A 26,294-nucleotide genomic window follows, 5' to 3' on the forward strand; every position below is an offset into this window, starting at 1 on the left:
CAAGGCGGGGTCGGTGCGGCTGTCGGTGGTCGACCGTAGCGTGGGTCATGAGTGACGACGCCGTCCCGAAGCCCAGGCTCGACCTGGTGGTCCTCGACCCGCAGCAGCTGCACCTCGACCCCGCCGGCCACCCGTTCTGCCTCGTCGGTCGCCCCTGACCCCGAGGGCTTGTGCTGCCCGGGCGAAACGCGATACAACGTGTTCTGGCAGACGCGATATAACGTGATTGGAAGTGGCGAAAATGGATGGATCGGCGACCGGCCGGCGACCTAGGTTCGAGGCATGACCTCCCTCGCGATCGAAGCCGAGCACCTCGTCAAGAAGTTCGGTGACCAGCTCGCGGTCGACGATGTCAGCTTCTCCGTGCCCGAGGGGTCGGTCCTGGGCCTGCTGGGCCCCAACGGCGCCGGCAAGACCACGACGGTGCGGATGATGACCACCCTGGCCAAGCCGACGAGCGGCACCGCCCGGGTGGCCGGGCACGACGTCCTGCGCGAGCCCGACGCCGTGCGCAGGTCGATGGGACTGACGGGTCAGGCCGCCACCGTGGACGAGCTGCTCACCGGGCGGGAGAACCTCCGGCTCATCGGGTCGCTCTACGGCCTGTCCAGCAGGTACGTGAAGGCCGCCGGGGCAGACCTGCTGGAGCGGTTCTCCCTCACCGAGGCCGCCGACCGCACCGTGAAGACCTACTCCGGTGGCATGCGCCGCCGGCTCGACCTCGCGGTCAGCCTCATCGCCACCCCGCCCGTGCTGTTCCTCGACGAGCCGACCACCGGTCTCGACCCGCGCAGTCGCGTGGAGCTGTGGGAGGTGCTGCGTGGCCTGGTCAAGGACGGCACGACGTTGCTCCTCACGACCCAGTACCTCGAGGAGGCCGACCAGCTCGCCGACCGCATCGTCGTGATCGACCGCGGCCAGATCATCGCCGAGGGGACCCCGCTCGAGCTCAAGGACCGCAGCGGCAAGGCCAGCCTGGTGCTGACCGTGTCGCGGGCCGAGGACCTGCAGACCGCAGCCGACATGCTCCGCCAGCGGGTCTCCGAGGTGCACGTCGACGAGGCGGCGCGCCAGTTGACGGCGCCGGCCGAGGGCTTGCGTGACATGACCCGCATCGCGGCGGTCTTCGAGGACAGCGCCATCGAGCTCGACGACCTCGGGCTCAAGCGCCCGAGCCTCGACGACGTGTTCCTCCACCTGACCGGCCACCGCGCCGAGGACCACCCCGGCAACACCAGCACCGCCACCGAGACCGAGCAGGAGCAGGCGTCATGACCACCGACACCACGACCCGGCGGTCGGCCAGCGGGATCGCCCGACCCGAGATCAAGCCGACCGGTCTGCTGCGTCAGTCGCTGGCCATCACCCGGCGCAACCTCATCCACATCAAGCGGATGCCCGAGATGCTGATGGACGTCACCATCCAGCCGGTGATGTTCGTGCTGCTCTTCGCCTACGTCTTCGGCGGGTCGATCGCCGTCAAGGGCTCACCGGCGGGTTACCGCGAGTGGCTCATGGGCGGGATCATGGGGCAGACCATCGCCTTCGCGTCCTTCATCGTCGCGGTGGGGCTGACGGCCGACATCGACAAGGGCATCGTCGACCGCATGCGGTCGCTGCCGATCAACCCCTCGGCTGTGCTCGTGGGCCGCAGCATCTCCAGCCTCATGCACTCCAGCATCGGCATCCTCGTCATGTCGGTGACCGGACTGTTCGTGGGCTGGCGCATCCGGGGCAGCTTCGCCGAGGCGGTGCTGGCGTACGCCCTGCTCCTGCTGTGGGGCTTCGCGATGATCTGGATCGGCATCCTCGTGGGGTCGGCGATGCGCTCGGTGGAGGCCGTCAACGGCTTGATGTTCACGACCATGTTCCCGATCACGTTCCTGGCCAACACGTTCGCCCCCACCGACCGCATGCCGCACGTGCTGCGGGTCATCGCCGAGTGGAACCCCATCTCGTCGCTCGTGCAGGCAGTCCGCCAGCTGTGGGGCAACGACCTGCCCGTGCCGGCGGACGCGCAGCTGCCGCTCCACCACCCGATCATCACGACCCTGATCTGGACGCTCGGCCTCACGCTGGTCGTGGCCCCGCTGGCGATCCGGGCGTTCGCCAGACGCACCGAGGGGTAGGGCAGGGGCGTCTCCGGGGCTCGTCCGGAGGGACTAGCCTTCCGGCCATGGCATCACCGACGCTGTCTGTCACCCTCGCCGACGTGCGCGCTGCGCAGGAGCTGCTCAGCGGTGTCGTCCGTCCCACCCCCTTGGAGTACAGCCGGGCCCTGACCGACCGGGTCGGTGCCGAGGTGTTCCTCAAGTGCGAGAACCTCCAGCGGGCGGGCTCGTTCAAGATCCGTGGCGCCTACACCCGCATGGCTCGCCTCTCCGACGAGGAGAAGGCCCGTGGTGTCGTCGCGGCGAGCGCCGGCAACCACGCCCAAGGGGTGGCGCTGGCCGGTCAGCTGCTCGGGATCGACGTCAAGGTCTACATGCCGTTTGGCGCCCCGATGCCCAAGCTGCTGGCGACGCAGGCCTACGGCGCGACCATCGAACAGGTCGGGACAACCATCGATGAGTGCCTGGTCAAGGCCCGCGAGTGGGAGTCGAGCAACGGCGCCGTCCTCATCCACCCGTTCGACCACCGCGACATCGTCGCGGGGCAGGGGACTGCCGGTCTCGAGATCCTCGACCAGTGCCCGGACGTCAGGACCATCGTGGTCAGCACCGGCGGAGGCGGGCTCCTCGCCGGCATCGCCGTGGCCGTCCGCGCGGCGCGGCCTGACGTGCGGATCATCGGCGTGCAGGCCGAGCAGGCCGCGGCCTACCCGTTGTCGCTGGCGGCGGGCAAGCCGGTCGCGTTCGAGAACATGCAGACCATGGCCGACGGCATCGCCGTCGGGATGCCCGGCGACGTGCCCTACGCGCTGGTGCGCGACCTGGTCGACGCGATCGAGACGGTCAGCGAGGAGGAGCTGTCCCGGGCGCTGCTCTTCGTGCTCGAACGCGCCAAGCTCGTCGTCGAGCCGGCTGGCGCAGCAGCGGTGGCCCACCTGCTCGAGCGAGCCGGCCAGCAACAGCTCGACGGCCCCGTCGTCGCGGTGCTCTCCGGCGGCAACATCGACCCCCTCCTGCTGCTGCGCATCATCCGGCACGGCATGGCGGCGGCCGGACGCTACCTGCAGTTCCGGGTGCGGATCTCCGACCGCCCCGGCCACCTGGCCCGGCTGCTCGCCGACTGCGCGGCCGTCGATGCCAACGTGTTGGAGGTCGAGCACATCCGCACCGGCACGACGATCACCGTGGACGAGGTCGAGATCGGGCTCCAGCTGGAGACGCGCGGCAAGCAGCACTGCGAAGAGGTCCTGCGGACCCTGCGAGCCAAGGGCTACCAGCTCAAGTTCGGCTGACCGGCATACCGCCGACGCGCCCTGCCGCCCGCCGCTCGGTCACGGGGCACGCTCGGCCGACCCAGACGACAAAGGGCCGCCCCGAGGGGCGGCCCTTGTCGTGGTGCTGGTCGCTCAGCCGCCGTGCGGCGTGGCGGCCTTCACGGACACCTCGATGGTCTTGCCGTTCGGAGCCTTGTAGGAGGCCTTGTCGCCGATCTTCTTGCCGTTGATCGCGGCGCCGAGCGGGGACTTCTCGCTGTAGACGTCGATCTCGCTGTCGCCGGCGATCTCACGGGAGCCGAGGAGGAACGTCACGTCGTCGCCGAACATGTCGACGGTGACGACCATGCCGGGCTCGACGATGCCGTCGTCCGCGGGCTTGGCGCCCACGGTGGCGTTCTCGAGCAGCTGCGTCAGCTGGCGGATGCGGGCCTCCATCTTGCCCTGCTCCTCCTTGGCTGCGTGGTAGCCGCCGTTCTCCTTGAGGTCGCCTTCGTCGCGGGCCGCCTCGATCTTCTTGGCGATCTCCGTACGGCCTTCGCCGGAGAGCTGGTCCAGCTCGGCCTTCAGACGGTCGAAGGCCTCCTGGGTCAGGTAGCTCGCGGTGGGGGTCGCGGTCTCGCTCACGGTGATACTCCTTGCTCGGGTCCCCGTCGGACGCGGCTGCGTCTCGGAGAGGGTGGTACGCGCAGCGGCCCGGACCCCGACCACGTCCGCGTGTGACGTCGCAGTGGCTGGTCCAGACCGCTCGGTGAAAGGACAAGCCTACCTCCCGCAGCGCCTCGGGGTCCCCTTGGGCCTTGGGAGAACGCCGCTGCGAGCACCTGGACCACCCCTCAGGTATGCCGCGTGGCCGGCTGACGCGGGGTGCCTCGACGCCCCAAGTCAGTCCCAAGTCGGGGGAGGCATCCTCGACCCACACGACCACCCGAGCGCCTGGCGGCCCAGACGGCCACCCCAGGGCGCGGGAGCCCACACGACCACCCGAGGAGAGCCCAGCATGTCCGCCACCACCCCTGACCGCCCCACCGGTGCCTCGACGCCCACGGCCCTTGCGGTGACCGACCGCAGCGCGACCGGAGCGCTCCGGCTCGCGATGGGCGTGCTGGTTGCCACCGACGTCGTGGGCGGCGTGCTCGCGGTCCGGGCCGGCGTGAACACCTGGGGGGAGGCCTGGGGTCCCGAGGCCCTGCTGGCTGCCCCGGTGCCGATGATCGCGGCGCAGCTCCTGCTGGTCTGGCTGGCCACCCGCCGCGCCGGCCGGGCTGCGCTGGTGGCCGCCGGGCTGCTGGCGGCTGCCTGCCTCGTCAGCGTCGTGTCCGGGTTCTTCGACGGAGGCCTCGGCAACGACGAGCTGACCCCTGCGCTGGCGGCCTACCAGTACTTCCTGCTGGCCGTCACGAGCACGGTCGGCGTGCTGGCCATCCGGCGCGCGGTGGCCGTCACCCCCTCCCGTTCGAGGTGAAACCCGACCGGATTCCGGTCGGGTTTCACCTCGAACCAGGGGTCGACGCGGCGGCGCAGCTGCGCACGCTTCCACCGACCGCGCGGGAGGCAGTGCGGACGACGACCTGCTGGTGCACTGAGCGCTCGGCCGATGGCGGCACGGTGACCTGCAGCAGCCCGACGACGCCGTGCGCGGTGTCCTGCGCCTGCACCGTGCAGGTCACGGCCTGGTCCGGGGAGCGGTGGACGTCGAAGCCGACCTGGACGCTGGTGTCGTCGATCACCTTGTAGTCGGTGTCGGTCCAGGTGATCGCGCCCAGGCTGTTGGCCAGCCCGAGCCACACCGCCAGCGCGATCCCGATCGTGCAGCCGATCGTGCCGATGACCCACCAGCGGCCGGTGCCGGGGGCGGGACGGGGGAGCGGCATGAGTGACCTTCTGCGGGTGAGAGGATGGCTGGCGGTCCGAGTGTCTGACGACTCTGGACAATGATTGTCGACGATGGACGAGTGAGGTTGTGCAGGTGGCTGACCGGTTGCGGCTCATGGCGGTGCACGCGCACCCCGACGACGAGTCGAGCAAGGGCGCGGCGACGATGGCGAAGTACGCCGGCACGGGCTACGACGTGCTCGTCGTCTCGTGCACGGGTGGCGAGCGCGGAGACGTGCTCAACCCGCGGCTCAAGGGTGACCCCCACATCGAGCGTGACCTGGCGCAGGTGCGACGCGAGGAGATGAAGCGCGCCCAGGAGATCCTCGGCGTCGACCACACCTGGCTGGGGTTCGTCGACTCGGGGCTGCCGGAGGGCGACCCGCTGCCCCCGCTGCCCGAGGGCTGCTTCGCCCTCGAGCCGATCGAGGTCACGACCGAGGCGCTGGTCCGCGAGATCCGGCGCTTTCGTCCCCATGTCATGACGACCTATGACGAGAACGGTGGCTACCCCCACCCCGACCACATCATGACCCACACCGTGTCGATGGCCGCTTTCGCGGCGGCGGGTGACGCCGCGGCATACCCCCATGCGGGTGAGCCGTGGCAGCCGCTGAAGATCTACTACAACTCGCACAACCGGGCGAAGTACGCCGCGTTCCACGAGGCGCTGCTCGCGCAGGGCGTCGAGAGCCCGTATGCCGACTGGCTGAAGGACTGGGACCCGGCCGCGGCCCGCACGATCACCACCCGCGTGCACTGCGCCGACTTCTTCGACCAGCGTGACCAGGCCCTGCTCGCCCACGCCACCCAGATCGACCCGGACGGCGCGTGGTTCCAGGTGCCGCGCGAGATGCAGGTCAGCGTCTGGCCGACCGAGGACTTCGAGGCGGCGCTGTCGTACGTGCCCGTCGAACCCGTGGAGGACGACCTGTTCGCCGGCATCCCCGACGCGGCGACCGGCGACGAGCTGGCCACCAGTCGTGACCTGGCGATCGCCTACGACGGACGCAAGGAGGCGAAGGCGTGAACGGCGCGCCCTCGGCGATGGTCTCGCCCGGGCTCTGGGGCTTCGTGGCATTCTTCGTGCTGGCCCTGGCGCTCTACCTCTTGATGCGCAACATGAACGCACGGATGCGTCGGATGTCCTACCGCGCCGAGGAACGCCAGCGGGAGGCCGAGGAGCTGACCGCCCGGGGTGACGCCGAGCGCGATGGTCCGCGGGACGAGCAGGGTGAGGCGAAGCCTCAGGACGGCGACCCGGCTCCGTAGACCGACATCGACGCCGCGATGTAGTGCACCGTGAAGGCCGCGACCGTCAGGGTGTGGAAGATCTCGTGGAACCCGAACCAGCGCGGGGAGGGGTTCGGGCGCTTGATGCCGTAGACCAGGGCGCCCACGGTGTAGAGCAGGCCGCCCACGGCGATCAGGGTGACGATGACGGGTCCGCCGAACTTGAGCAACGGGCCGAGGTAGAACACCGCGACCCAGCCGAGGGCGACGTAGACCGGGGTGTAGAGCCAGCGCGGCGCGCTGACCCAGAACACGCGGAAGAGCACGCCGGCGATCGCGCCGATCCAGACGATGAGCAGCATCGTGCGGGCGTCGTGCTTCGGCAGCAGCAGGGCGAAGGGCGTGTAGGTGCCGGCGATGATGAGGAAGATGTTGGAGTGGTCCATCCGCTTCAGGATCCCGGCCACCCGGGGCGACCAGTTGCCGCGGTGATACACGGCGGACGTGCCGAAGAGCAGCCAGGCGGTGATGCTGAAGACGGTGGCCGCGATCCGCGACGACGTGGTGGGGGCCAGCGCGATCAGGACGATGCCTGCCGCGAGGGCGAGCGGGACCATGCCCGCGTGCAGCCAGCCGCGCAGGTGGGGCTTCATGGCCGAAACGACAGACTCGAGGGGTCCCTGCGTCGGACGGGGATCGGGTGCTGTGGTCATGGCACCACTGTAACCTACGGTTGCGTAGGTTACTTGAGCGTAGGCTGTGAGGATCGCCTCACGACGGCCGGGAACCCGGACAGCCGCACCAGGGGTCACGGCCGTCACCGTCCGTCACCGGCCGTCACCGGCCGTCACCCACTGGGCGTCGGACGGACCAGCAGCGCCTGGGCGGTCCGACCCACGAACCCGCCCTCGTCGAACACTTCGGCCTGGGCCAGGCCGGCGGCGCCACCCCCGAGCGTCGTCACCGCGCGCAGCCCCACCCACTCGCCGGTGGGCTCACGGACGAGGTGGGCGGTGAGCTCGGTGTTCATGAACTGCCAGTCCCTGATGGCGAGGGCCGCGCTCGCGCCCGACGCCGAGTCGACGCAGGTCATCAGCCGCTCGAGGGGCGCCATCGGTTCGCCCTCCACGAGCCTGACGCGGGGCCGCATCCAGACCGTCGCCGGGCCGGTCTCCTCGAGCGACCCCGCCACCCACGACCACTCGATCGCGTCGAGGTAGCCCGGGTGCCAGCCCTGTGGCACCGTCCGCTCGTGTCCCTGGCGATGGCCTGGGGGCGGCGTCGGGAGCCCCGCGACCGGGCCGGAGTCCACGCGGGGCACCAGCCAGGCGCTGGCCCGCGCCGTGACGCGCCCGGAGCCGATGTCGGTGAGCTCGCACTCGACGAGCTCGACACTGCGACCCGGCCTCGCCACCCGCGCCTCGACACGCAGGCGGCCCACCGGCACCGGCCCGAGCAGGTCGCACGTGAGTCGGGCGACCACGCGGCTGCCGTCGCCGAGCCGGTGCACCTCGCGGGCCATCAGGGCCATCGGTGGGCCGCCGTGCTGGGCGTCCGGCGACCACGGCCCGGCGGTGTGGCCGGTGGAGCTCATGGTGCTCGCCCCGGCCGCGGTGTCGTCGAGCACGTAGAAGGCGTCGGGGGAGCGCGACATGGTCGCCATCCTGCCGGACCGCACCCACCCGACGGGGGTAGCGTGGTAGCCGTGGCGCTGTCCGACCTCCTGTATGCCGCCTACGAGCGGCGGCTCAGCCGTCGCCTCTCCAAGGAGACCCTCCCGCGACACGTCGGCGTGATGCTGGACGGCAACCGCCGCTGGGCCAAGGCCCGCGGGCACGGGACCAAGGAAGGCCACCAGGCCGGCGCCGACAACATCGCGGGGTTCCTGGACTGGTGCGAGGAGGCGCGGGTCGAGGTCGTCACCCTGTGGCTGCTCTCCACCGACAACCTCAACCGGCCGGCCGCCGAGGTGGTCCCCCTCCTGTCCATCATCGAGACCGCGGTCAGCGACCTGGCCCAGACCAAGCGCTGGGTGATCAACCCGGTCGGGTCGCTCGACCTGCTGCCGGCCGAGACCGCCCGACGGCTCAAGGAGGCCGCCGACCTCACCGAGGGCGTCCAGGGGATGACGGTCAACGTCGCGGTCGGCTATGGCGGACGCCAGGAGATCACCGATGCCGTCCGGTCGATGCTGATGTCACACGCCGCGAACGGCACGACCATCGAGGAGCTGGCCGAGACCCTCCAGGTGGAGCACATCGCCGAGCACCTCTACACCAAGGGCCAGCCCGACCCAGATCTCGTGATCCGCACGTCGGGGGAACAGCGGTTGTCGGGGTTCCTGCTCTGGCAGAGCGCGCACAGCGAGTTCTACTTCTGCGAGGCCTACTGGCCCGACTTCCGGCACGTCGACTTCCTCCGCGCGCTGCGCGCCTACGCCGAGCGCAACCGCAGGTTCGGCAGCTAGTCACCGCGAGTCACCGCGACTTCTGGCCACCCGTGCCGCACGCGCGGGCCCTTGGCAGCGGGTCGTGCCGCACGGGTGGCCCGAAGTCGGCAGCGAACCGGGGCACGCGGCATACCAACGTCTGAGTGGCGCATCGGGCCAACGGGTTAACTCTGGGTGACACGCCGCGAGCCTGCCTTCCGCGCGGTCGGGTGAGTCGTACCGTCCGTAGTGACGCGGGGCACCCGTCCCGCGTTCGGGGAGGCCAACCTATGGAGCAGATCCAGCTCCGAGCGGAGGGCCGGAACCGGCTCACCCGCGGTGGGAAGGCCTGGTCCCGGCACCTCGTTCGCGAGTAGGCGCACTGCGCCGAAGCGCGCGCTGTGCCAAGGAGAGACATTGGCCTCGAACCACGACACCACCCGTCGTACCTCCTCCAGCACTGCGGTCGCGTCACGCGCCATGCCGGTTCCGAAGGCCAAGGGCAAGACCAAGGCCCCCGCCTTCCGGACGTTCGTCCTCGACACGTCCGTCCTCCTGTCCGACCCGCGAGCCATGCTGCGGTTCAAGGAGCACGAGGTGGTCCTGCCGGTGGTCGTCGTCACCGARCTCGAGGCCAAGCGGCACCACCCCGAGCTGGGGTACTTCGCGCGGCAGGCGCTGCGGCTGCTCGACGACCTGCGGATCAGTGAAGGTCGGCTCGATGCGCCGGTGTCCGTCGGCGACGACGGCGGCACCCTCCGGGTGGAGCTCAACCACACGGATCCGAGCTCGCTGCCCGCCGGCTTCCGGCTGGGGGACAACGACACGCGCATCCTGTCGGTCGCGAAGAACCTGGCCGAGGAGGGCTTCGCCGTCACCGTCGTCAGCAAGGACCTGCCCATGCGGGTCAAGGCCTCGGCGGTCGGCCTGGAGGCCGAGGAGTACCGCGCCGAGCTCGCGGTCGACAGCGGCTGGACCGGCATGGCCGAGCTCGACGTGACCGTCGAGGAGATGGACGCCCTCTACGAGCACGGGCGCATCGAGAACGCCACCGCGGCCGAGATGCCGTGCCACACGGGTGTCGTCCTGCTCTCGCCGCGGGGAAGCGGTCTCGGGCGGGTCGGCTCCGACAAGCAGGTGCGCCTGGTGCGCGGCGACCGTGACGCGTTCGGCCTGCACGGCCGCAGCGCCGAGCAGCGGATCGCGCTCGACATCCTGCTCGACCCCGATGTGGGCATCGTGTCGCTCGGCGGGCGGGCCGGCACCGGCAAGTCGGCGCTCGCGCTGTGCGCCGGCATCGAGGCCGTCATGGAGCGTCGCCAGCACCGCAAGGTCGTCGTCTTCCGACCCCTGTATGCCGTGGGCGGCCAGGAGCTGGGCTACCTGCCGGGCAGCGAGTCCGAGAAGATGGGCCCCTGGGCGCAGGCGGTCTTCGACACCCTCGGAGCCCTCGTGTCGCACGAGGTGGTCGAGGAGATCATGGACCGCGGCATGCTCGAGGTCCTGCCGCTGACGCACATCCGCGGACGCTCCCTGCACGACGCGTTCGTCATCGTCGACGAGGCGCAGAGCCTCGAGCGCAACGTGCTGCTGACCGTCCTGTCGCGCGTGGGCCAGAACTCCCGCGTGGTGCTCACCCACGACGTCGCCCAGCGCGACAACCTCCGGGTGGGTCGGCACGACGGGGTGGCCGCGGTGATCGAGGCGCTCAAGGGTCACCCGCTGTTCGCCCACGTCACGCTCACCCGCAGCGAGCGCAGCCCCATCGCGGCCCTGGTCACCGACCTGCTGGAGGGACTCGAGGTGTGACGCTCGTTCCTTCGGGCGGCGGCGCCGCTGTGGTCGGGCCGGGCGAGGGCGCGGAAACGCGCGCATTTTCCCCCTGGACCACGGCGGCGCCTCCACCGAAAGGATGACTCTGTCGTCACATCCGTCACACCAGCCCCAGAAAGTCCTTGACGATTGGAGTTCGCCTTCCTCCGTCGGGTAAGGTCTCGAATTCATAACGTGCCGGGACGCTGTTCTGTTGGGCTGTTCAAGCCTGTTGGGCGACTTCGGCCAAATACATCCCCCCGGCACCGATTGAGGCCACCACACGCGCGGTGGCCTTTCCTTTGGAGGAACCCGTATGAGTCAGCCCTACCAGGGTCGACACCGCAATGTGTCGCGCCACGGCAGGAAAGCCTCTCGCTCCTCCGGTCTCACCAAGGCGATCCGTCGCCCTGCCGTCACCTCCAGCGTGCTGCTCGCGGTCATCGCGACCACGGCCGCTGGCTACCAAGCCTCTGACGCCCGCCAGACCGGAGCCGCCGCGTTCACCGTGAGCACCGAGGCGATCGCGCAGGCCAACGAGCTGGCCGACGCCCAGATCGAGGACACCGCCCGGCTGGCCGCCGACCGCAACAACACCAACGCCAGCATCGCCGCGGCGCAGGAGAAGGACCGCGTCGCCGCCGTCGCCGCTGCTGAGGCCGCCGCCCAGGCCCGTCGCGAGCTCGCGCTGCAGGTCGCCCGCGACAAGGCCCGCAAGGCGCTCGCCGCCAAGAAGCAGGCCATCCTGGCCAACGCGCAGGCCGACCCGCGGGCCGCGGCCCAGGCGTTGCTGCCCGAGTTCGGGTTCGGCGACGGACAGTGGGGCTGCCTCGACAAGCTCTGGATGGGCGAGAGCGGCTGGCGCTACACCGCCGAGAACTCCTCGTCCGGCGCCTATGGCATCCCGCAGTCGCTGCCCGGCTCCAAGATGGCCACGGTCGCCTCCGACTGGCGTACCAACCCGGTGACGCAGATCCGCTGGGGTCTGCAGTACATCAAGAGCTCCTATGGCACCCCGTGTGGCGCCTGGGACGCGTGGCAGAGCCGCTCACCGCACTGGTACTGAGCCGCCAGACCCGCCGCTGACTCTGAGATCCCAGCTCTCGGCCTTCCCGCCCCCGGGAACACGCCGAGAGCTGGGATCTCGCGTTTGCGCCGCAGCGAGGCGGGCGGGTCGGCGAGGCGGGCGGGTCGGCGAGGCGGGCGGGTCGGCGAGGCGGGCGGGTCAGCGAGGCGGGCGGGTCATGGCCAGCACGTCGAGGGCTTCGTCGAGCTGTTGCTCGGTGAGCTCGCCACTGGCGACGTGCCCGCGCTCGATGACGACATCGCGGATCGGGCGACGCTCCTTGATCGACTGCTTGGCGACCGCGGCGGCCGCCTCGTAGCCGATGTACCGGTTCAGCGGGGTGACGATCGACGGGGAGCCCTCGGCCAGCTCGCGCGACCGCTCCGCGTCGGCCTCGATGCCGGCGACGCAGCGGTCGGCCAGCAGCCGGGTGGCCGCCGACAGCAGCGTCGCCGACTCGAGGATGTTGCGGGCCATGACGGGCAGCATCACGTTGAGCTCGAACGCGCCCGACGCCCCCGCCACCGTGATGGCCGTGTCGTTGCCGATGACCTGGGCGCACACCATGAGCGTGGCCTCGGGCAGGACGGGGTTGACCTTGCCGGGCATGATGCTCGACCCGGGCTGGAGGTCGGGCAGGTGGATCTCGCCCAGCCCCGAACGCGGGCCCGACGACATCCACCGCAGGTCGTTGCAGATCTTGGTGAGGCTGACGGCGACCACCTTGAGCGCCCCACTGAGCTCGACGACGGCGTCCTGGGCCGACTGCGCCTCGAAGTGGTCGACGGCCTCGCGGAAGGTCACGCCGGTCCGGGCGCTGACTCGCTCGATGACGGCCGCTGCGAACCCGGGAGCCGCGTTGAGGCCGGTGCCTGCCGCGGTGCCGCCCAGCGGCAGCTCCGCGGTGGCCTGGGCGGCCACCAGCACCCGCTCGGCGCCGAGCTCCACCTGCCGGGCGTAGCCGCCGAACTCCTGCCCGAGCGTCACCGGCACGGCGTCCATGAGGTGGGTGCGTCCCGCCTTGACCACGTCGGCGAACTCCGTCTCCTTGGCGCGCAAGGCCTTGGCCAGGTGGAGCAGGCTCGGCGCGAGGTCGCGGTGGACCGCCAGGGTCGCGGCGATCCGCAGGGCGCTCGGGAACGTGTCGTTGCTCGACTGACCGGCGTTCACGTGGTCGTTGGGGTGGACCGCCTCCCCGGTCGCCAGGTGGGCGATCCGCGCGACTACCTCGTTGACGTTCATGTTCGTGGAGGTGCCCGAGCCGGTCTGGAACACGTCGATCGGGAACTGGTCGTCGTGCCGACCTTCCGCCACCTCGGTCGCGGCGGTCGCGACTGCGGCGGCCATCGGTCTCTTCAGGACCTCGAGCTCGGCGTTCACCTCGGCCGCGGCTGCCTTGAGCAGGGCCAGGGCGTGCACCACCCCGACGGGCACCGGCTGCCCCGAGATCGGGAAGTTCTCGACGGCTCGGGCGGTCTGGGCGCCCCACAACGCGTCGGCCGGCACCTCCACGTCTCCCATCGAGTCGTGCTCGGTGCGGGTGGCAGGGGTGGTGGCGTGCGCGCGGTCGGAAGCAGACGGCATACCCCCATCATGCCCGCGCACCCTCGCGCAAAACGGTGGTTGCTCGGCGAAACGGGCGCCACAGATCCCGTTTCGTCGAGCAACCAACGTTTTGCGGGGGATGGGACGGGGTGGGGCGGGGGGTGGGGCGGGGTATGCCGCGGGGCCAGCCACACGGGGCGGCTCAGAGCTTGCGGAGGCGGATCCGGCGGACGCTGTGGTCCTTGCCCTTCGCCAGCACCAGGGTCGCCCTGCTCCGGGTGGGGAGCACGTTCTCGCGGAGGTTGACCTCGTTGATCTCGCGCCAGATCCGGGCGGCGGTGTCGCGCGCCTGCTCGTCGGACAGCGCGGCGTACCGGTGGAAGTAGGAGTCGGGATCGGCGAACGCGGTCTCGCGCAGGCGCAGGAACCGCTCGACGTACCAGTGGCGGATGTCGTCGAGGTGGGCGTCGACGTAGACCGAGAAGTCGAAGAAGTCGCTGACGGCGAGGCCGGTGCGGCCGTCTTCCTGCAGCCGCGGGGCCTGCAGGACGTTGAGGCCCTCCACGATCAGCACGTCGGGCTGGCGCACGACGATCTGCTCGCCGGGCACGATGTCGTAGGTGAGGTGCGAGTAGACCGGCGCGCTGACCTCGGCCTTGCCGGACTTCACCTCGGCGACGAACCGCAGCAACGCCCGGCGGTTGTAGGACTCGGGAAAACCCTTGCGCTGCAACAGGTTGCGGCGCTCTAGCTCGGCGTTGGGGTAGAGAAACCCGTCGGTGGTGACCAGCTCGACCTCCGGTGTGCCGGGCCAGCGCGAGAGCAGCTCCTTGAGGAGTCGCGCGGTCGTCGACTTGCCGACGGCCACGGAGCCGGCCACGCCGATGACGAACGGTGTCTTGGCCGGGCTCTCCCCGAGGAACTCGCCGGTGACGCGGTGCAGCCCGGCCGTGGCCCCCACGTAGAAGTTGAGCAGTCGCGACAGCGGCAGGTAGACCTCCTCGACCTCCGTCAGGTCGATCCGCTCGCCGAGGCCCTGGAGCCGGGCGAGGTCGGCGGCGTCGAGGCTCAGCGGCTGGTTCTCCCGCAGGCGCGCCCACGCGGCTCGGTCCAGCTCGACGTAGGGCGAGGGGAGGGCGCCGTTGCCGTTCGCGGGGTGGCTCACGGGCGCCATTCTTGCTCACCCGCCCGCGCGACCTCGGATGCCGTCCCCGGGGCGTTCGGCCGTTAGGCTGCCTCCCATGTGCGGAATCGTCGGATACGTCGGCCCGAACGCCGATGGCAAAGCGCTGGACGTCGTCATGGAGGGCCTGGCCCGCCTCGAGTACCGGGGGTACGACTCCGCGGGGGTCGCGCTGGTGACCGGGGACGGCGTGGCGAGCGAGAAGCGCGCCGGCAAGCTGGTCAACCTCCAGGACGCCCTCGACGCCGACCACCTGCCGGGCGCGACCACCGGCATCGGTCACACCCGCTGGGCCACCCACGGCGGGCCGACCGACCAGAACGCCCACCCGCACCGTGCCGGTGAGGACGGCAAGCTCGCCCTCATCCACAACGGCATCATCGAGAACTTCCACCAGCTGAAGAACGCCCTCCTCGCCGACGGCGCGACCTTCTCCAGCGAGACCGACACCGAGGTGGCCGCCCACCTCGTGGCCCGCGAGTACGACAAGACCGGCGACCTCACGAAGGCGATGCTGAACGTCGTCAACCGCCTCGAGGGAGCCTTCACCCTGCTCGCCGTGCACGCCGACAGCCCCGGGGTCGTCGTCGGTGCCCGTCGCAACAGCCCGCTCGTCGTGGGCCTGGGCGAGGGCGAGAACTTCCTCGGGTCCGACGTCGCAGCGTTCATCGGGCACACCCGCCACGCGCTCGAGCTCGGCCAGGACCAGATCGTCACCATCACGCCCGACTCCTACGAGGTCATCAACTTCGACGGAAGCCCGGCCGATGGCAAGCGCTACGAGGTGACCTGGGACGCTGCCGCCGCGGAGAAGGGCGGCTACGCGACCTTCATGGAGAAGGAGATCTACGAACAGCCGCACGCGGTCGGCGACACCCTCCTGGGGCGCACCGACGTCGACGGCCGGCTCGTGCTCGACGACATGTCGATCACCGAGGACCAGCTCCGCAACGTCGACCGCATCATCATCGTGGCGTGCGGCACCGCGGCCTACGCCGGCATGGTCGCCAAGTACGCCATCGAGCACTGGACCCGCATCCCGGTCGAGGTCGCGCTCGCCCACGAGTTCCGCTACAGCGACCCGATCGCCACGGAGCGCACGCTGGTCGTCTCGATCAGCCAGTCGGGCGAGACCATGGACACCCTCATGGCCGTCAAGCACGCCCACGAGCTCGGCGCGCTCACACTGAGCATCTGCAACACCCACGGGTCGACCATCCCGCGGGAGTCCGACGCCGTCCTCTACACCCACGCCGGACCCGAGATCGCAGTCGCCTCGACCAAGGCGTTCCTCGCCCAGATCACCGCCTGCTACATCCTCGGCCTCTACCTCGCCCAGCTGCGGGGTGGCACCTTCGCCGACGACGCGCAGTCGGTGATGAAGGAGCTGCACGAGGTCCCCGCCAAGCTCGAGGAGCTGCTCGGCCGGATGGACCGCGTCAAGGAGATCGCGCGGTTCATGGCCGACACCCGCTCGGTGCTCTTCCTCGGTCGCAACGTCGGCTACCCCGTGGCCATGGAGGGTGCGCTCAAGCTCAAGGAGCTCGCCTACATCCACGCCGAGGGCTTCGCGGCCGGCGAGCTCAAGCACGGCCCCATCGCGCTCATCGACGCGGGCCAGCCGGTCTTCATCGTCGTGCCCGGTCCGGGCACCCCCCACGAGCTGCACAAGAAGGTCGTCTCCAACATCCAGGAGATCCGGGCCCGTGGCGCTCGCACCATCGTGGTCGCCGAGGACGGCGACGAGGACGTGCTGCCGTTCGCCGACGAGGTGATCCGCGTGCCCGCGACGTCGCCGCTGCTCGCGCCGCTGCTCACCGTGGTGCCGCTGCAGGTCTTCGCCCTGCACCTGTCCACGGCCAAGGGCCTCGACGTCGACCAGCCGCGCAACCTGGCCAAGAGCGTCACCGTCGAGTGATCGCTGACATCCGGTGATCGTCGGGGTCGGGATCGACGTGGTCGACGTGGAGCGTTTCGGGCAGTCGCTCGAACGCACCCCCGGCCTGCTGGAGCGCCTCTTCACCGCCGAGGAGCGCTCGCTGCCCCTCAACTCCCTCGCCGCGCGGTTCGCCGCCAAGGAGGCGCTGGCGAAGGCGCTGGGTGCACCGGTCGGCCTGCACTGGCAGGACGCCACCGTGCGCCGAGGTGAGGACGGCCGCCCCCACCTCCAGGTCACCGGCACGGTGGAGGCCCGGGCCGAGGCGCTGGGCGTCCACCAGATGCACGTCTCCCTCTCGCACGACGCCGGCATCGCCTCGGCCGTCGTCATCGCCGAGGGCTGAGCGGTGCTCCGCGCCTGGTCCGCAGAGCGGGTACGCGCCGCCGAGGAGACGCTGATGGCCGACCTCGCCGAGGGCGAGCTCATGGCGCGTGCAGCCGAGGGCCTCGCCGCGGTCTGCAGCGCGCGCCTCAGGGCGTCCGGTGGCCACCGGGTCGTCGTCCTCGCAGGGGCGGGCAACAACGGCGCAGATGCGTTGTATGCCGCGGTGCACCTCGCGGGCGAGGGCTWCGACTGCGTTGCGCTGCAAGGAGACTGGCCCCTGGCCATCGGTGACGCGGCGTCTTGGGAAGCGGAGGGCGTCGAGGTCATTGCTCCGAGTGGGGAGTGGGCGGGACGACTGGCCGACGCCGACCTGGTCGTCGACGGCGTGCTCGGGATCGGGGGACGGCCGGGACTACCCGAGGTCGCCAGGGCCTGGGTCGACGCGATCCCGGAGTCGGCGTACGTCGTGGCGGTCGACCTGCCCTCGGGGCAGGATCCCGCGGGTCGCACCAGTGCCGAGGACGGGGTCTTCGCCGACGAGACGGTGACCTTCGGGGTGGCCAAGCCCGTGCACCTGCTGCCGGCCAGTGAGGCGGCGGTGGGCCGGCTGACGATCATCGACATCGGGATCTCCCTCGAGGGTCCCGCGGACGTGGAGCGGCTCGACTTCGCCGACGTCGCCACGCTCTGGCCGGTGCCGGGTGCCGGGGACGACAAGTACTCGCGCGGCGTGCTGGGAGTGGTGGCCGGGGGAGAGGACTACACCGGGGCCGCGCTCCTGTGCTGCACGGCTGCGGTCGGGGCCGGGGTCGGCATGCTCCGCTACGTCGGGACCCCCACGCCGACCGCCCTGCTGCGCGCCGCCGTCCCCGAGGCGGTCCACGGCGAGGGCCGGGTGCAGGCCTGGGTCGTCGGACCCGGTCTTGACATCCGTTCCCGGCACAAGGGCGCCAAGGCCCAGCTCGACACCGCCCGCGCTGCGCTCGCGTCCGACCTCCCCGTGCTGGTCGACGCCGGGGGGCTCGACCTCGTCGACGGAACGCGCGGCGGGCCCACCCTGCTGACCCCCCACGCCGGCGAGCTGGCACGCCTGCTCACGCGGCTCACCGGCGACGAGGTCGGTCGCGAGGAGGTGCACCGCGACCCGGTCGGCCTCGCCCGGCGGGCCGCCGACCGGACGGGGGCCACGGTGCTGCTCAAGGGCGCCACGACCCTGGTCGTCCCCCCGACCGACGACGGTGGGCCGGTGCGCTCACAGAACGACGCCCCGCCGTGGCTCGCGACGGCAGGGGCCGGTGACGTGCTCGCTGGGGTCTGCGGGGCACTGCTCGCCACCGGGCTGGGCCCCCTCGACGCCGGGAGCCTCGGCGCGCTGGTGCACGGGGTCGCCGCCGACCTGGYCAACCCGGGTGGGCCGGTGCGCGCCCTGGCGGTGGCACACGGCATACCAGGGGCTGTGGCCCACCTGCTCGCTCGCTGACCTGAACGCTCGTGAAAGACTGGACGACGATGAGCACCACCACGACCAGCACCACCCCAGCCCCGGCCCCGCCGGGGCTGCCCGCGTGTGCCCAGGTCGACCTCTCGGCCATCAGCAGCAACGTCGCCGCGCTCAAGGAGCGGGCCGGGAACGCCGAGGTGATGGCCGTCGTCAAGGCCGACGCCTACGGCCACGGCCTCGTGCCGAGCGCCCAGGCCGCCCTGCGCGGTGGGGCGACCTGGCTGGGGGTGGCCCAGCTGCCCGAGGCCGTCGAGCTGCGGCGAGCCGGGGTCGAGGCTCCGCTGCTCTCGTGGTTGCACGTGCCCGGTCAGGACTTCGCCGAGGCGCTCGAGCTGGGCATCGACCTCGGCGTCTCCACGACGTGGTCGCTCGACCAGGTGCTCGACGCCGCTGCGGCGATGGGTCGCACGGCCAGGGTGCACCTCAAGGTCGACACCGGTCTCGGCCGCAACGGCGCCTGGGACGCCGATCTCGCTGACCTGCTCGCGACGCTGGGCACCGCGCAGGCCGACGGCGCGGTCGAGGTCATCGGGATCTTCAGCCACTTCGCCTACGCCGACGCCCCGCAGCACCCCACGGTGCGCGCGCAGCAGGAGCGGTTCGAGGGCATCCTTGAGCAGGCCGCCCGCGCGGGCGTCCAGCCGCAGGTGCGGCACCTCGCCAACTCCGCGGCCACCCTGACCAACCCCTCGGCGCACTACGACCTCGTTCGGCCAGGCGTCTCCGTCTACGGCCTGTCGCCCGTCCCCGACCTCGGCGCGCCTGAGGACTTCGGGCTCCGTGAGGCGATGCGGTTGCTCTCGCGACTCTCAAGTGTGAAGAACTCCCCTGCGGGACAAGGGGTTTCGTACGGTCACGTCTACACCACCACCGCGCCGACCAAGCTCGGCCTCGTGCCGATGGGCTACAGCGACGGAGTGCCGCGGCACGCCACCAGTGTCGGACCGGTGCAGGTGGGTGGCCGTCGGTATGCCGTCGCCGGCCGGGTCTGCATGGACCAGTTCGTGCTCGACCTCGGTGCCGACTCGACCGCCGAGGCCGGCGACGAGGTCGTGCTGTTCGGCGTCGGAGCGGCCGGTGAGCCGACCGCGCAGGACTGGGCGGCGGCCATCGACACCATCAACTACGAGATCGTCACCCGGATCGGCGCACGGGTGCCGCGCATCCACGTCGGGGGCGACCAGTGAGCCCGACCAACCGGAGCCTCGCGGGCCTCGGCATCGGGCTGGCCGCGGCCGGGGTGGCGACCGCCGCGGGCATCGCCGCCGGGCGGGTCAGCAAGGAACGGCACGCCCGCCTCTCGGTGCTGGCGCCCGCTGGCGCATACGCCCACACCCCTGACAAGGAGTTCGTGGTCGTCGCCGACGACGGGGTGCCCCTGCACGTCGAGATCGACGAGCCCTCCGCCGACTCGGCGTCCGCGGGCAAGCCCACTGTCGTGTTCTCCCACGGTTTCTGCCTGACGCTCGACAGCTGGGTGCTGCAGCGCAAGGCGCTGGTCAGGGACGGCTTCCGCGTCGTGGCCTGGGACCAACGCGGGCACGGCCGCTCCGGCCGCGGCAGCGAGGCCTCGTGTGACATCGACCAGCTCGGACGCGACCTCCACCGCGTCATCGAGGAGGCGGCGCCGGAGGGACAGCTCGTCCTCGTGGGCCACTCCATGGGGGGCATGACGACGATGGCCCTCGCCGACCAGCACCCCGACCTGGTGCGTGACCGGGTCGTGGCCACCGCTTTCGTGGCGACCAGTGCCGGTGGCGCCCAGCTGGTGTCGCTCGGCTTCGGGCAGTACTTCGGCAAGCTCGTCGGACGCTTCGGTCCCTCCGTGCTCGACCGGCTCTCGGCGCGACCGGGTCTGGTGCGCACGGCGCTGCGGGCAGGTCGTGACATCGAGGAGTTCCTCGTGGAGCGCTGGAGCTTCGCCTCGCCGGTGCCTCCGGCGGCGGTCCGGCTCACCGGCGACATGATCTTCGGCACCCCGCTCGACGTGATGGCCGACTTCCTCCCGACGTTCGACCGTCACGACAAGCGCGATGCGCTCGTGCACTTCCACGGCGTGGAGGTGTTGGTGCTCAACGGAGTCCACGACGTCCTCACCCCTCCCGAGCACAGCGAGGAGATCGTCCGGCTCGTCCCCGGCGCCGAGCACGTGGTGATCGAGGAGGCGGGGCACATCATCATGCTGGAGCACCCCGAGGTGCTCAACGAGCAGTTCGAGGCGCTCATCGACCGCGCCATGCGGGCCGCCGCCGAGGGCGTCAAGGTCGCGCGCAAGCCGCGCGTCCGGCGCACGGTCACCGACCTCGCCAAGCGTCGCAAGGTCGCCAGGGCGCGGCGCGGAGAAGGCCGTGCCTGAGCTGACCAGCCCAGACCTGCCCACGGCAGAGGACACCAGGGCCTGGGGCGTCCGCCTGGGTCGCCTGCTGTCCGCGGGTGACCTCGTCGTCCTCACCGGCGGTCTCGGTGCGGGCAAGACCACGCTCACCCAGGGACTGGCCGAGGGGGTCGGGGTGCGTGGGCCGATCACCTCGCCGACGTTCGTGATCGCGCGGGTCCACCCGTCGCTGGTCGGCGGGCCGGCTCTCGTGCACGTCGACGCCTACCGGCTCGGCGGCTTCGCGGAGCTCGACGACCTCGACCTCGACACCTCGCTGGAGGAGTCCGTGACCGTCGTGGAATGGGGACACGGCCTCGCGGAGGACCTCGCCGAGGACCGGCTCGAGGTCACGCTGTCGGGCGAGGACACCCGCCGGGCCAGCGTCCAGACCCACGGCCTTCGGTGGGCCGCCGCCGACCTCAGCGAGCTGGAGGTGCTGGCATGAGCCGTGTCGTCCTGGCCATCGACACGTCCACGTCCGTGAGTGTCGCCGTCTCGGCCGGCCCTGACTGGGCCATGGGCGGGTCCGACGACCCGCGCGGCCACACCGAGAGCGTGGCGCCCCTCATCCACGACCTCCTGGCCAGGGCGGGGGTCACCCCGGCTGACGTCACCGACGTGGTCGTGGGCAACGGCCCGGGTCCCTTCACCGGCCTGCGGGTCGGCATCGTCAGTGGGCTGGTCTTCGCGCACGCCCGTGGTGTGCCCGTCCACGGCGTGTGCAGCCTCGACGCCCTCGCGCAGCAGGCGGTGGAGCACGTCCGCGAGGGAGAGTTCCTGGTGGCGACCGATGCGCGGCGCAAGGAGGTCTACTGGGCCCGCTACCGGATCGACCCCGACCGTCCCGAGCGAGACCGGGCCGTGCGGCTCACGGACCCAGCGGTCGCCCGCCCGGCGGACCTGCCCGAGGCGGTCCGGTCGCTGCCCACCGCGGGTCGCGGCCCAGTGCTGTATCCCGAGGTCTTCCCGCAGCCCATCGGCGTCCTCGACGTGTCCGCCGGGGTGCTGTGCGACGTTGCGCTGCAACGCCTCGAGGCGGGGCTCGACCTGCCGGTGGAGCCGCTCTACCTGCGGCGGCCCGACGCCCTCACGACCGCAGAGCGGGCCAAGCCGTGACAGCGACCCTGCGGGACCTGCACTGGACCGACATCGACGACGTGGCCGCGCTCGAGAGCGAGCTGTTTCCCGACGACGCCTGGACGCCCGCCTCCCTGTGGGCCGAGCTGGCTGCCCGCCCGCGCCGCTCGTACGTCGTCGCGCAGGAGCCCGACGGCAGGCTCGCGGGCTACGGCGGCGTCGACCTCGGCGGTGAGGTCGCCGACATCATGACCATGGCGGTCGCACCGGCTGCGCAGGGACAGGGACTCGGTCGCCGGCTCCTCGAGGAGCTGGTCGGCCGCGCGGCGGCCGACCACGCGGCATACCTCATGCTCGAGGTGCGTGCCGACAACGAACCGGCCCGGAAGCTCTATGGGGCAAGGGGATTCGAGACCTTGACGATTCGCCGCCGCTACTACCAGCCCGGTGACGTGGACGCCCACGTGATGCGGCTGTCGCTGCAGGAGGTGGCGTCATGAGCGTCGCACCGAAGACCACCGACCAGCCGCTCGTCCTCGGGCTCGAGACGTCGTGCGACGAGACCGGCGTTGGCATCGTCAGGGGCGAGACCCTGTTGGTCGACGCCATCGCGAGCAGCGTCGACGAACACGCCAGGTTCGGTGGCGTGGTGCCCGAGGTGGCCAGCCGGGCGCACCTCGAGGCCATGGTGCCGACCATCGAGCGGGCCACGCGAGACGCCGGGGTGAAGCTCTCGGACCTCGACGCGATCGCCGTGACCTCCGGACCCGGGCTGGCCGGGGCGCTGATGGTGGGGGTCGCGGCGGCCAAGTCGCTCGCCGTCGCCCTCGGCGTCCCCTTGTATGGCGTGAACCACCTCGCGTCGCACGTCGCCGTCGACATCGTGGAGCACGGACCGCTGCCCGAGCCGACCCTGGCGATGCTCGTCTCCGGCGGCCACTCGTCCCTGCTGCTGGTGCCCGACGTCACCCACGACATCCGGTCGCTGGGGTCGACGATCGACGACGCCGCGGGTGAGGCCTTCGACAAGGTGGCGCGCGTGCTGGGGCTGCCGTTCCCCGGTGGGCCGCACATCGACCGGATGGCGCGCGAGGGCGACCGCGTGGCCATCGACTTCCCGCGCGGGCTCACCACCGGGCGCGACATGGAGCGTTACCGGTTCGACTTCTCGTTCTCCGGGCTCAAGACCGCGGTGGCCCGGTGGGTGCAGGCGCGTGAGGCGTCGGGGGAGCCGGTGCCGGTTGCCGATGTCGCCGCGTCGTTCCAGGAGGCGGTCACCGACGTGCTCACCCGCAAGGCCGTCCTGGCCTGCAAGGAGCACGGCGTGATGAACCTCCAGATCGGCGGTGGCGTCGCCGCCAACAGCCGGCTGAGGGCGATGGCGCAGGAGCGCTGTGACGCCGCCGGCATCACCCTGCGCGTGCCGCGGCCGGGGCTGTGCACCGACAACGGCGCGATGGTCGCCTCGCTGGGCGCGCAGATGGTGCTCAAGGGACGCGCGCCGTCCGAGCTCGACCTCCCCGCGGACTCTTCGATGCCCGTCACCGTGGTGCAGGCGTAGGCCGCCGCGGGTAGCTCGACGACGGCGGGGCAGGCGGACGCGCCATGAGTCCGGTCACCTTCGAGACGTTGCGTCTCGTCCTCCACGCGTAATCTTCGGGGCGCTCACCGGACTCACCTGGCAGGGTCACACGCGTTTGGTGTGGTAGGCCCAGATGGCGACCTCGACCCGGTTGCGGACCTCGAGCTTGGCCATCAAGGACGCGACGTGGCTCTTGACCGTGCTCAAGCCGATGAAGAGCTCAGCGGCGATCTCGGCATTGGTGCGGCCGCGGGCGACCAGCATGAGCACCTCCTCCTCGCGCTCGGTCAGCGGCTCGATGGGCTGGGTCAGCGTCTCCGGCGCTCGGTCGACGAAGGTCTCCAACAGCCGTCGGGTGACGTTGGGGGCGATCAGCGCGTCCCCGTTGGCTGCGGCGTGGATGGCCTGGACGAGGAGTTCCGGCCCGGCGTCCTTGAGCAGGAACCCGCGAGCACCTGCGCGAAGGGCGCCGAGGACGTACTCGTCGAGATCGAAGGTCGTGATGACCACGACCGCCATCGGGTCGGCGACGCCCGGCCCGGCCAGGCGCCGCGTCACCTCCACGCCATCGAGCCCGGGCATCCGGATGTCCACGAGGAGGACATCGGGACGCAGCCGGGTCGCCACGTCGAGCGCCCCTGGCCCGTCAGCTGCCTCCCCCACCACTTCGAGGCCGGGTTGGGCATCGAGGATCATCACGAGTCCGGCCCGGACCAGGTCCTGGTCGTCGGCCACCACGACGCGGATGGTCACGTCGGTCCACCGACAGGGAGCACGGCTTCGACCACCCAGCCACCCTCGGGCCCGGGCCCGGCGGAGAAGGACCCGCCGAGGAGCTGGGCGCGTTCGGCCATGCCGGTCAGGCCGAAGCCAGGGTCCACACCCTGGCGGGGATGGGTCAGTCCATCATCGGCGACACGCAGCCTGACCACGTCGCCGACTCGGCGCACCTCGATGCCGACGCGGGTCGCGCTGCGTGCATGCCGTATGGCGTTGGTCAGGGCCTCCTGCGCGAGCCGGTAGACCGCGGCGTCCACGGGTGGAGGCAGCTGGGTCAAGGAACCGGCGAGCGAGACCTCGACCGCGGGGCTGGCGTCGTCGCGCGCCAGCGCTGACAGGCTGGCGACGCCGGGCTGGGGTGCGTAGGCGTCCCAGCCGTCCTCACGGAGCACCCGCACCATGCCCCTCATCTCCGCCAAGGTGCGCGACGCCTCGGACTCGATCGCGGCGAGGATCTCGGCCGCCTGCTTGGGCTGCGTGCCAACAACCACACCGCCGGCTTGCGCCTGCACCGCGATGGCTGAGACATGGTGCGCCACGGTGTCGTGCAGCTCGCGGGCCAACGAGAGGCGCTCCTGGTTGCGGACCTCGAGCTGGTGGCGCTGCCAGAGGTCGGCGCGATAGCGGAACACTGCCGCGAGGGCGACGAACAGCAGCAGGAACAGGCTCCCGCCCACGAGGTCGGCCAGGCCTGCCGAGGCGACGTACATACCCAGCACGACGATCGCCGTGACGAAGAGAATCCCTATGGCCACCTCTCGCCCCGAGCCCCAACGCACCAGGGAGTAGAGCAGGATCAGGACGGCCATCATGGAGTAGAGGCCAAGGTCTCCGCTGTGTGTGGACACCTGGAGGACGGAAAGCAGCCCGGCGACGCCGAAGCCGACCACGCAGGCCAGCAGTGGACGACTCCGGCGCCAGAGGAGGACGGGCATCAGGGTCATGGCGAGCACCGTGACGAACGGCCGCCAGCTCAGGCCCGGACGCGCGATGCCCTCCACCAGCGCGGCGGCTTCGAACCCGCCGACGAGCAGCCAGTCGAGCCGACCCACCGGCGAGGGGTGGCCGGGCCGTGGCTCTCGCCAGATGGAGCGCCAGACAGCAGTCACTGCTCAAGGGTAGGGATCGGGACTGATCGGCGCACCCGCCGAAGGAACGACCCGATCGCCAGCCATCGGGGGCTGACCGACAAGGGTCTACCGTCCCGTCTGGATCGACGCCCGGTGAGGTGCGGCGTGGTCTGGCATCGACGCCGATGGCGTGCGCCGCCAGGTCCAGACAGAGCGCAGGATGAACGCGAGGATGATCACTTCGAGCGCGAGGCCGAGACCGTAGTAGTACAGCCAGGACCCGCCGGCCAGGTTGAACGCCGAGTAGGGGATGTAGAGGGAGGCCACGACGAGGTTGACCGTGCGGTTCGCTCGGGCGGGCAGCGTCGTGGAGAGCAGGATCATGAAGGTCGGGATGGCCACGCTCGCGAGCGCACTCACCGCGAAGGTCTGGCTGATGTCGAACTCCCAGACGACGCCCTTCAGGATGTCTTCGACGACGCCGGGCTTGTACAGGTGGAGGTAGTCGACGTAGATGTAGAGGAACATGAAGCTGGTCCACGCTGCGGCGAGCTTCGCCTGCACGGGGACTTGCGGGTCCTTCAGCGCGGTGAGTTCTGGTCTCTGGGTTGTCATGTCGTTGGTCCTTCGCCTCAGTCGGATGATCGGTGCGACCACGATGACTGAGCTCAGCGGCCGGCACATCAGCCCGCGGACTCGCGTTGACCCCCCCGAAAGAACGGATCCCGGGCCATGCTTTCGGCTCGTTCGGCTCATCGAGGCTGCGTTGCTGGGGTCAGTCCTCGATGTGGTGACGGTGGTCGGCGTCGGGCTCGATCGAGTCGTTGATGTCGGCTCCGCCTTGCTAGACGGAAGGAAGGAGGTGAACCTCCAGCGCAGTCCGGGCGATCGGTGAGAGCTGCGACTGATCTGGCGACCACGCCTCGCCCCCCAGCTCGGCGAAGTCGCGGCCCATCGACCACGGGACGTACTCGTGCGGCATCCACTCCTGGGCAGCCGCCAAATGACGATTGAGGTTCTCCTCGACCGTCGGCTCGAGGACGGCGAGCAACTGGGCGTTGTCGAGTGTGGCCATGGGATCCTCCTGGCTGACGAACGCGCAGGTCGCGCCCACCCC

General features: G+C 71.0%; 28 protein-coding genes. 18 read left to right on the plus strand and 10 right to left on the minus strand.

Annotated elements, in window-relative coordinates; all coding sequences use genetic code 11:
* Nucleotides 1–282: 282 nt before the first annotated feature.
* Genes AC1DX8_RS18125 through ilvA form a run of 3 tightly spaced genes read left to right on the plus strand, consistent with a single transcriptional unit; the run spans nt 283 to nt 3,403 of the window.
* The gene (locus AC1DX8_RS18125; protein ID WP_477631346.1) at nt 283–1,275 is read left to right on the plus strand and encodes an ATP-binding cassette domain-containing protein; all 993 of its coding nucleotides are present in this window, start codon (nt 283–285) and stop codon (nt 1,273–1,275) included.
* Entirely contained in the window at nt 1,272–2,129 is an 858-nt protein-coding gene (locus AC1DX8_RS18130) for an ABC transporter permease (RefSeq protein WP_477631347.1), read from the plus strand. Before AC1DX8_RS18125 ends, AC1DX8_RS18130 begins: the two co-directional genes overlap by 4 nt.
* A 47-nt stretch (nt 2,130–2,176) precedes the next feature.
* Nucleotides 2,177–3,403, plus strand: coding sequence for a threonine ammonia-lyase (gene ilvA / locus AC1DX8_RS18135; protein ID WP_477631348.1), 1,227 nt, complete (start codon nt 2,177–2,179; stop codon nt 3,401–3,403).
* Between the two features lie 114 nt (nt 3,404–3,517).
* Here the strand turns inward: ilvA and greA are convergent, their stop codons facing one another.
* Entirely contained in the window at nt 3,518–4,012 is a 495-nt protein-coding gene (greA, locus tag AC1DX8_RS18140) for a transcription elongation factor GreA (protein WP_477631349.1), read from the minus strand.
* Between the two features lie 373 nt (nt 4,013–4,385).
* On the opposite strand from greA, the gene AC1DX8_RS18145 reads away from it, so the two are divergent.
* Nucleotides 4,386–4,850 carry a hypothetical protein gene (locus AC1DX8_RS18145; protein ID WP_477631350.1) on the plus strand — a complete coding sequence of 155 codons (465 nt, stop codon included), beginning with the start codon at nt 4,386–4,388 and terminating at the stop codon, nt 4,848–4,850.
* 25 nt (nt 4,851–4,875) lie between these two features.
* Here the strand turns inward: AC1DX8_RS18145 and AC1DX8_RS18150 are convergent, their stop codons facing one another.
* Nucleotides 4,876–5,259, minus strand: coding sequence for a DUF4307 domain-containing protein (locus AC1DX8_RS18150; protein ID WP_477631351.1), 384 nt, complete (start codon nt 5,257–5,259; stop codon nt 4,876–4,878).
* Between the two features lie 95 nt (nt 5,260–5,354).
* Here AC1DX8_RS18150 and mca point away from each other — a divergent pair, with 95 nt between their 5' ends.
* On the plus strand, nt 5,355–6,290 hold the full coding sequence (mca, locus tag AC1DX8_RS18155; protein ID WP_477631352.1) for a mycothiol conjugate amidase Mca: 936 nt from the start codon (nt 5,355–5,357) through the stop codon (nt 6,288–6,290).
* Nucleotides 6,287–6,532, plus strand: a complete 246-nt coding sequence (locus AC1DX8_RS18160; RefSeq protein WP_477631353.1) for a hypothetical protein — start codon at nt 6,287–6,289, stop codon at nt 6,530–6,532. The genes mca and AC1DX8_RS18160 overlap by 4 nt, the downstream gene beginning before the upstream one ends.
* Here the strand turns inward: AC1DX8_RS18160 and trhA are convergent.
* Both trhA and AC1DX8_RS18170 read right to left on the minus strand, forming a co-directional pair.
* Nucleotides 6,508–7,206: a PAQR family membrane homeostasis protein TrhA gene (gene trhA, locus AC1DX8_RS18165; protein WP_477631354.1), complete on the minus strand. Its 699-nt coding sequence runs from the start codon at nt 7,204–7,206 to the stop codon at nt 6,508–6,510. The two genes, AC1DX8_RS18160 and trhA, sit on opposite strands and share 25 nt — an antisense overlap.
* A 134-nt stretch (nt 7,207–7,340) precedes the next feature.
* Nucleotides 7,341–8,147 carry a thioesterase family protein gene (locus AC1DX8_RS18170; RefSeq protein ID WP_477631355.1) on the minus strand — a complete coding sequence of 269 codons (807 nt, stop codon included), beginning with the start codon at nt 8,145–8,147 and terminating at the stop codon, nt 7,341–7,343.
* A gap of 51 nt (nt 8,148–8,198) precedes the next feature.
* Here AC1DX8_RS18170 and AC1DX8_RS18175 point away from each other — a divergent pair, with 51 nt between their 5' ends.
* The 3 genes from AC1DX8_RS18175 to AC1DX8_RS18185 all read left to right on the plus strand — a co-directional run bounded on the left by AC1DX8_RS18175 (nt 8,199) and on the right by AC1DX8_RS18185 (nt 11,799).
* Nucleotides 8,199–8,960 (plus strand): isoprenyl transferase, encoded by a 762-nt coding sequence (locus tag AC1DX8_RS18175; RefSeq protein ID WP_477631356.1) that lies wholly within the window; start codon nt 8,199–8,201, stop codon nt 8,958–8,960.
* A 441-nt stretch (nt 8,961–9,401) separates the two neighbouring features.
* Nucleotides 9,402–10,730, plus strand: coding sequence for a PhoH family protein (locus AC1DX8_RS18180; RefSeq protein ID WP_477631357.1), 1,329 nt, complete (start codon nt 9,402–9,404; stop codon nt 10,728–10,730).
* Nucleotides 10,731–11,049: 319 nt separating this feature from the next.
* Nucleotides 11,050–11,799: an aggregation-promoting factor C-terminal-like domain-containing protein gene (locus AC1DX8_RS18185; protein WP_477631358.1), complete on the plus strand. Its 750-nt coding sequence runs from the start codon at nt 11,050–11,052 to the stop codon at nt 11,797–11,799.
* A gap of 159 nt (nt 11,800–11,958) precedes the next feature.
* Here the strand turns inward: AC1DX8_RS18185 and AC1DX8_RS18190 are convergent, their stop codons facing one another.
* On the minus strand, nt 11,959–13,383 hold the full coding sequence (locus AC1DX8_RS18190) for a class II fumarate hydratase (protein WP_477631359.1): 1,425 nt from the start codon (nt 13,381–13,383) through the stop codon (nt 11,959–11,961).
* A gap of 163 nt (nt 13,384–13,546) precedes the next feature.
* On the minus strand, nt 13,547–14,518 hold the full coding sequence (coaA, locus tag AC1DX8_RS18195; protein ID WP_477631360.1) for a type I pantothenate kinase: 972 nt from the start codon (nt 14,516–14,518) through the stop codon (nt 13,547–13,549).
* A gap of 67 nt (nt 14,519–14,585) precedes the next feature.
* Here coaA and glmS point away from each other — a divergent pair, with 67 nt between their 5' ends.
* From glmS to tsaD, 9 genes are read left to right on the plus strand one after another with little or no spacing between them, the layout of a single operon-like run.
* Entirely contained in the window at nt 14,586–16,445 is a 1,860-nt protein-coding gene (gene glmS, locus AC1DX8_RS18200) for a glutamine--fructose-6-phosphate transaminase (isomerizing) (protein WP_477631361.1), read from the plus strand.
* 13 nt (nt 16,446–16,458) lie between these two features.
* On the plus strand, nt 16,459–16,809 hold the full coding sequence (locus AC1DX8_RS18205; RefSeq protein WP_477631362.1) for a holo-ACP synthase: 351 nt from the start codon (nt 16,459–16,461) through the stop codon (nt 16,807–16,809).
* A gap of 54 nt (nt 16,810–16,863) precedes the next feature.
* On the plus strand, nt 16,864–18,270 hold the full coding sequence (locus AC1DX8_RS18210; protein ID WP_477631363.1) for a bifunctional ADP-dependent NAD(P)H-hydrate dehydratase/NAD(P)H-hydrate epimerase: 1,407 nt from the start codon (nt 16,864–16,866) through the stop codon (nt 18,268–18,270).
* A gap of 29 nt (nt 18,271–18,299) precedes the next feature.
* Nucleotides 18,300–19,478, plus strand: a complete 1,179-nt coding sequence (gene alr, locus AC1DX8_RS18215; protein ID WP_477631364.1) for an alanine racemase — start codon at nt 18,300–18,302, stop codon at nt 19,476–19,478.
* Complete coding sequence (locus AC1DX8_RS18220; RefSeq protein ID WP_477631365.1) at nt 19,475–20,647, plus strand: alpha/beta fold hydrolase; 1,173 nt, start codon at nt 19,475–19,477, stop codon at nt 20,645–20,647. Before alr ends, AC1DX8_RS18220 begins: the two co-directional genes overlap by 4 nt.
* Nucleotides 20,640–21,113: a tRNA (adenosine(37)-N6)-threonylcarbamoyltransferase complex ATPase subunit type 1 TsaE gene (gene tsaE, locus AC1DX8_RS18225; RefSeq protein ID WP_477631366.1), complete on the plus strand. Its 474-nt coding sequence runs from the start codon at nt 20,640–20,642 to the stop codon at nt 21,111–21,113. The genes AC1DX8_RS18220 and tsaE overlap by 8 nt, the downstream gene beginning before the upstream one ends.
* On the plus strand, nt 21,110–21,784 hold the full coding sequence (tsaB, locus tag AC1DX8_RS18230) for a tRNA (adenosine(37)-N6)-threonylcarbamoyltransferase complex dimerization subunit type 1 TsaB (RefSeq protein ID WP_477631367.1): 675 nt from the start codon (nt 21,110–21,112) through the stop codon (nt 21,782–21,784). The genes tsaE and tsaB overlap by 4 nt, the downstream gene beginning before the upstream one ends.
* Nucleotides 21,781–22,245, plus strand: coding sequence for a ribosomal protein S18-alanine N-acetyltransferase (rimI, locus tag AC1DX8_RS18235; protein WP_477631368.1), 465 nt, complete (start codon nt 21,781–21,783; stop codon nt 22,243–22,245). Before tsaB ends, rimI begins: the two co-directional genes overlap by 4 nt.
* Nucleotides 22,242–23,306, plus strand: a complete 1,065-nt coding sequence (gene tsaD / locus AC1DX8_RS18240; protein ID WP_477631369.1) for a tRNA (adenosine(37)-N6)-threonylcarbamoyltransferase complex transferase subunit TsaD — start codon at nt 22,242–22,244, stop codon at nt 23,304–23,306. Before rimI ends, tsaD begins: the two co-directional genes overlap by 4 nt.
* 126 nt (nt 23,307–23,432) lie before the next feature.
* On the opposite strand, the gene AC1DX8_RS18245 is transcribed toward tsaD, so the two are convergent.
* The 4 genes from AC1DX8_RS18245 to AC1DX8_RS18260 all read right to left on the minus strand — a co-directional run.
* Nucleotides 23,433–24,080: a response regulator gene (locus AC1DX8_RS18245; RefSeq protein ID WP_477631370.1), complete on the minus strand. Its 648-nt coding sequence runs from the start codon at nt 24,078–24,080 to the stop codon at nt 23,433–23,435.
* Nucleotides 24,077–25,216 (minus strand): sensor histidine kinase, encoded by a 1,140-nt coding sequence (locus AC1DX8_RS18250; RefSeq protein ID WP_477631371.1) that lies wholly within the window; start codon nt 25,214–25,216, stop codon nt 24,077–24,079. The genes AC1DX8_RS18245 and AC1DX8_RS18250 overlap by 4 nt, the downstream gene beginning before the upstream one ends.
* Nucleotides 25,217–25,303: 87 nt before the next feature.
* A complete protein-coding gene (locus tag AC1DX8_RS18255) occupies nt 25,304–25,792 on the minus strand; it encodes a DUF6326 family protein (RefSeq protein WP_477631372.1) in 489 nt (162 codons plus the stop codon).
* Between the two features lie 229 nt (nt 25,793–26,021).
* Nucleotides 26,022–26,294 (minus strand): acyl-ACP desaturase (locus tag AC1DX8_RS18260; protein ID WP_477631373.1); only part of this gene is annotated, 273 nt, incomplete at its 5' end.

The organism is Pedococcus sp. P2_A3, from assembly GCF_056405035.1.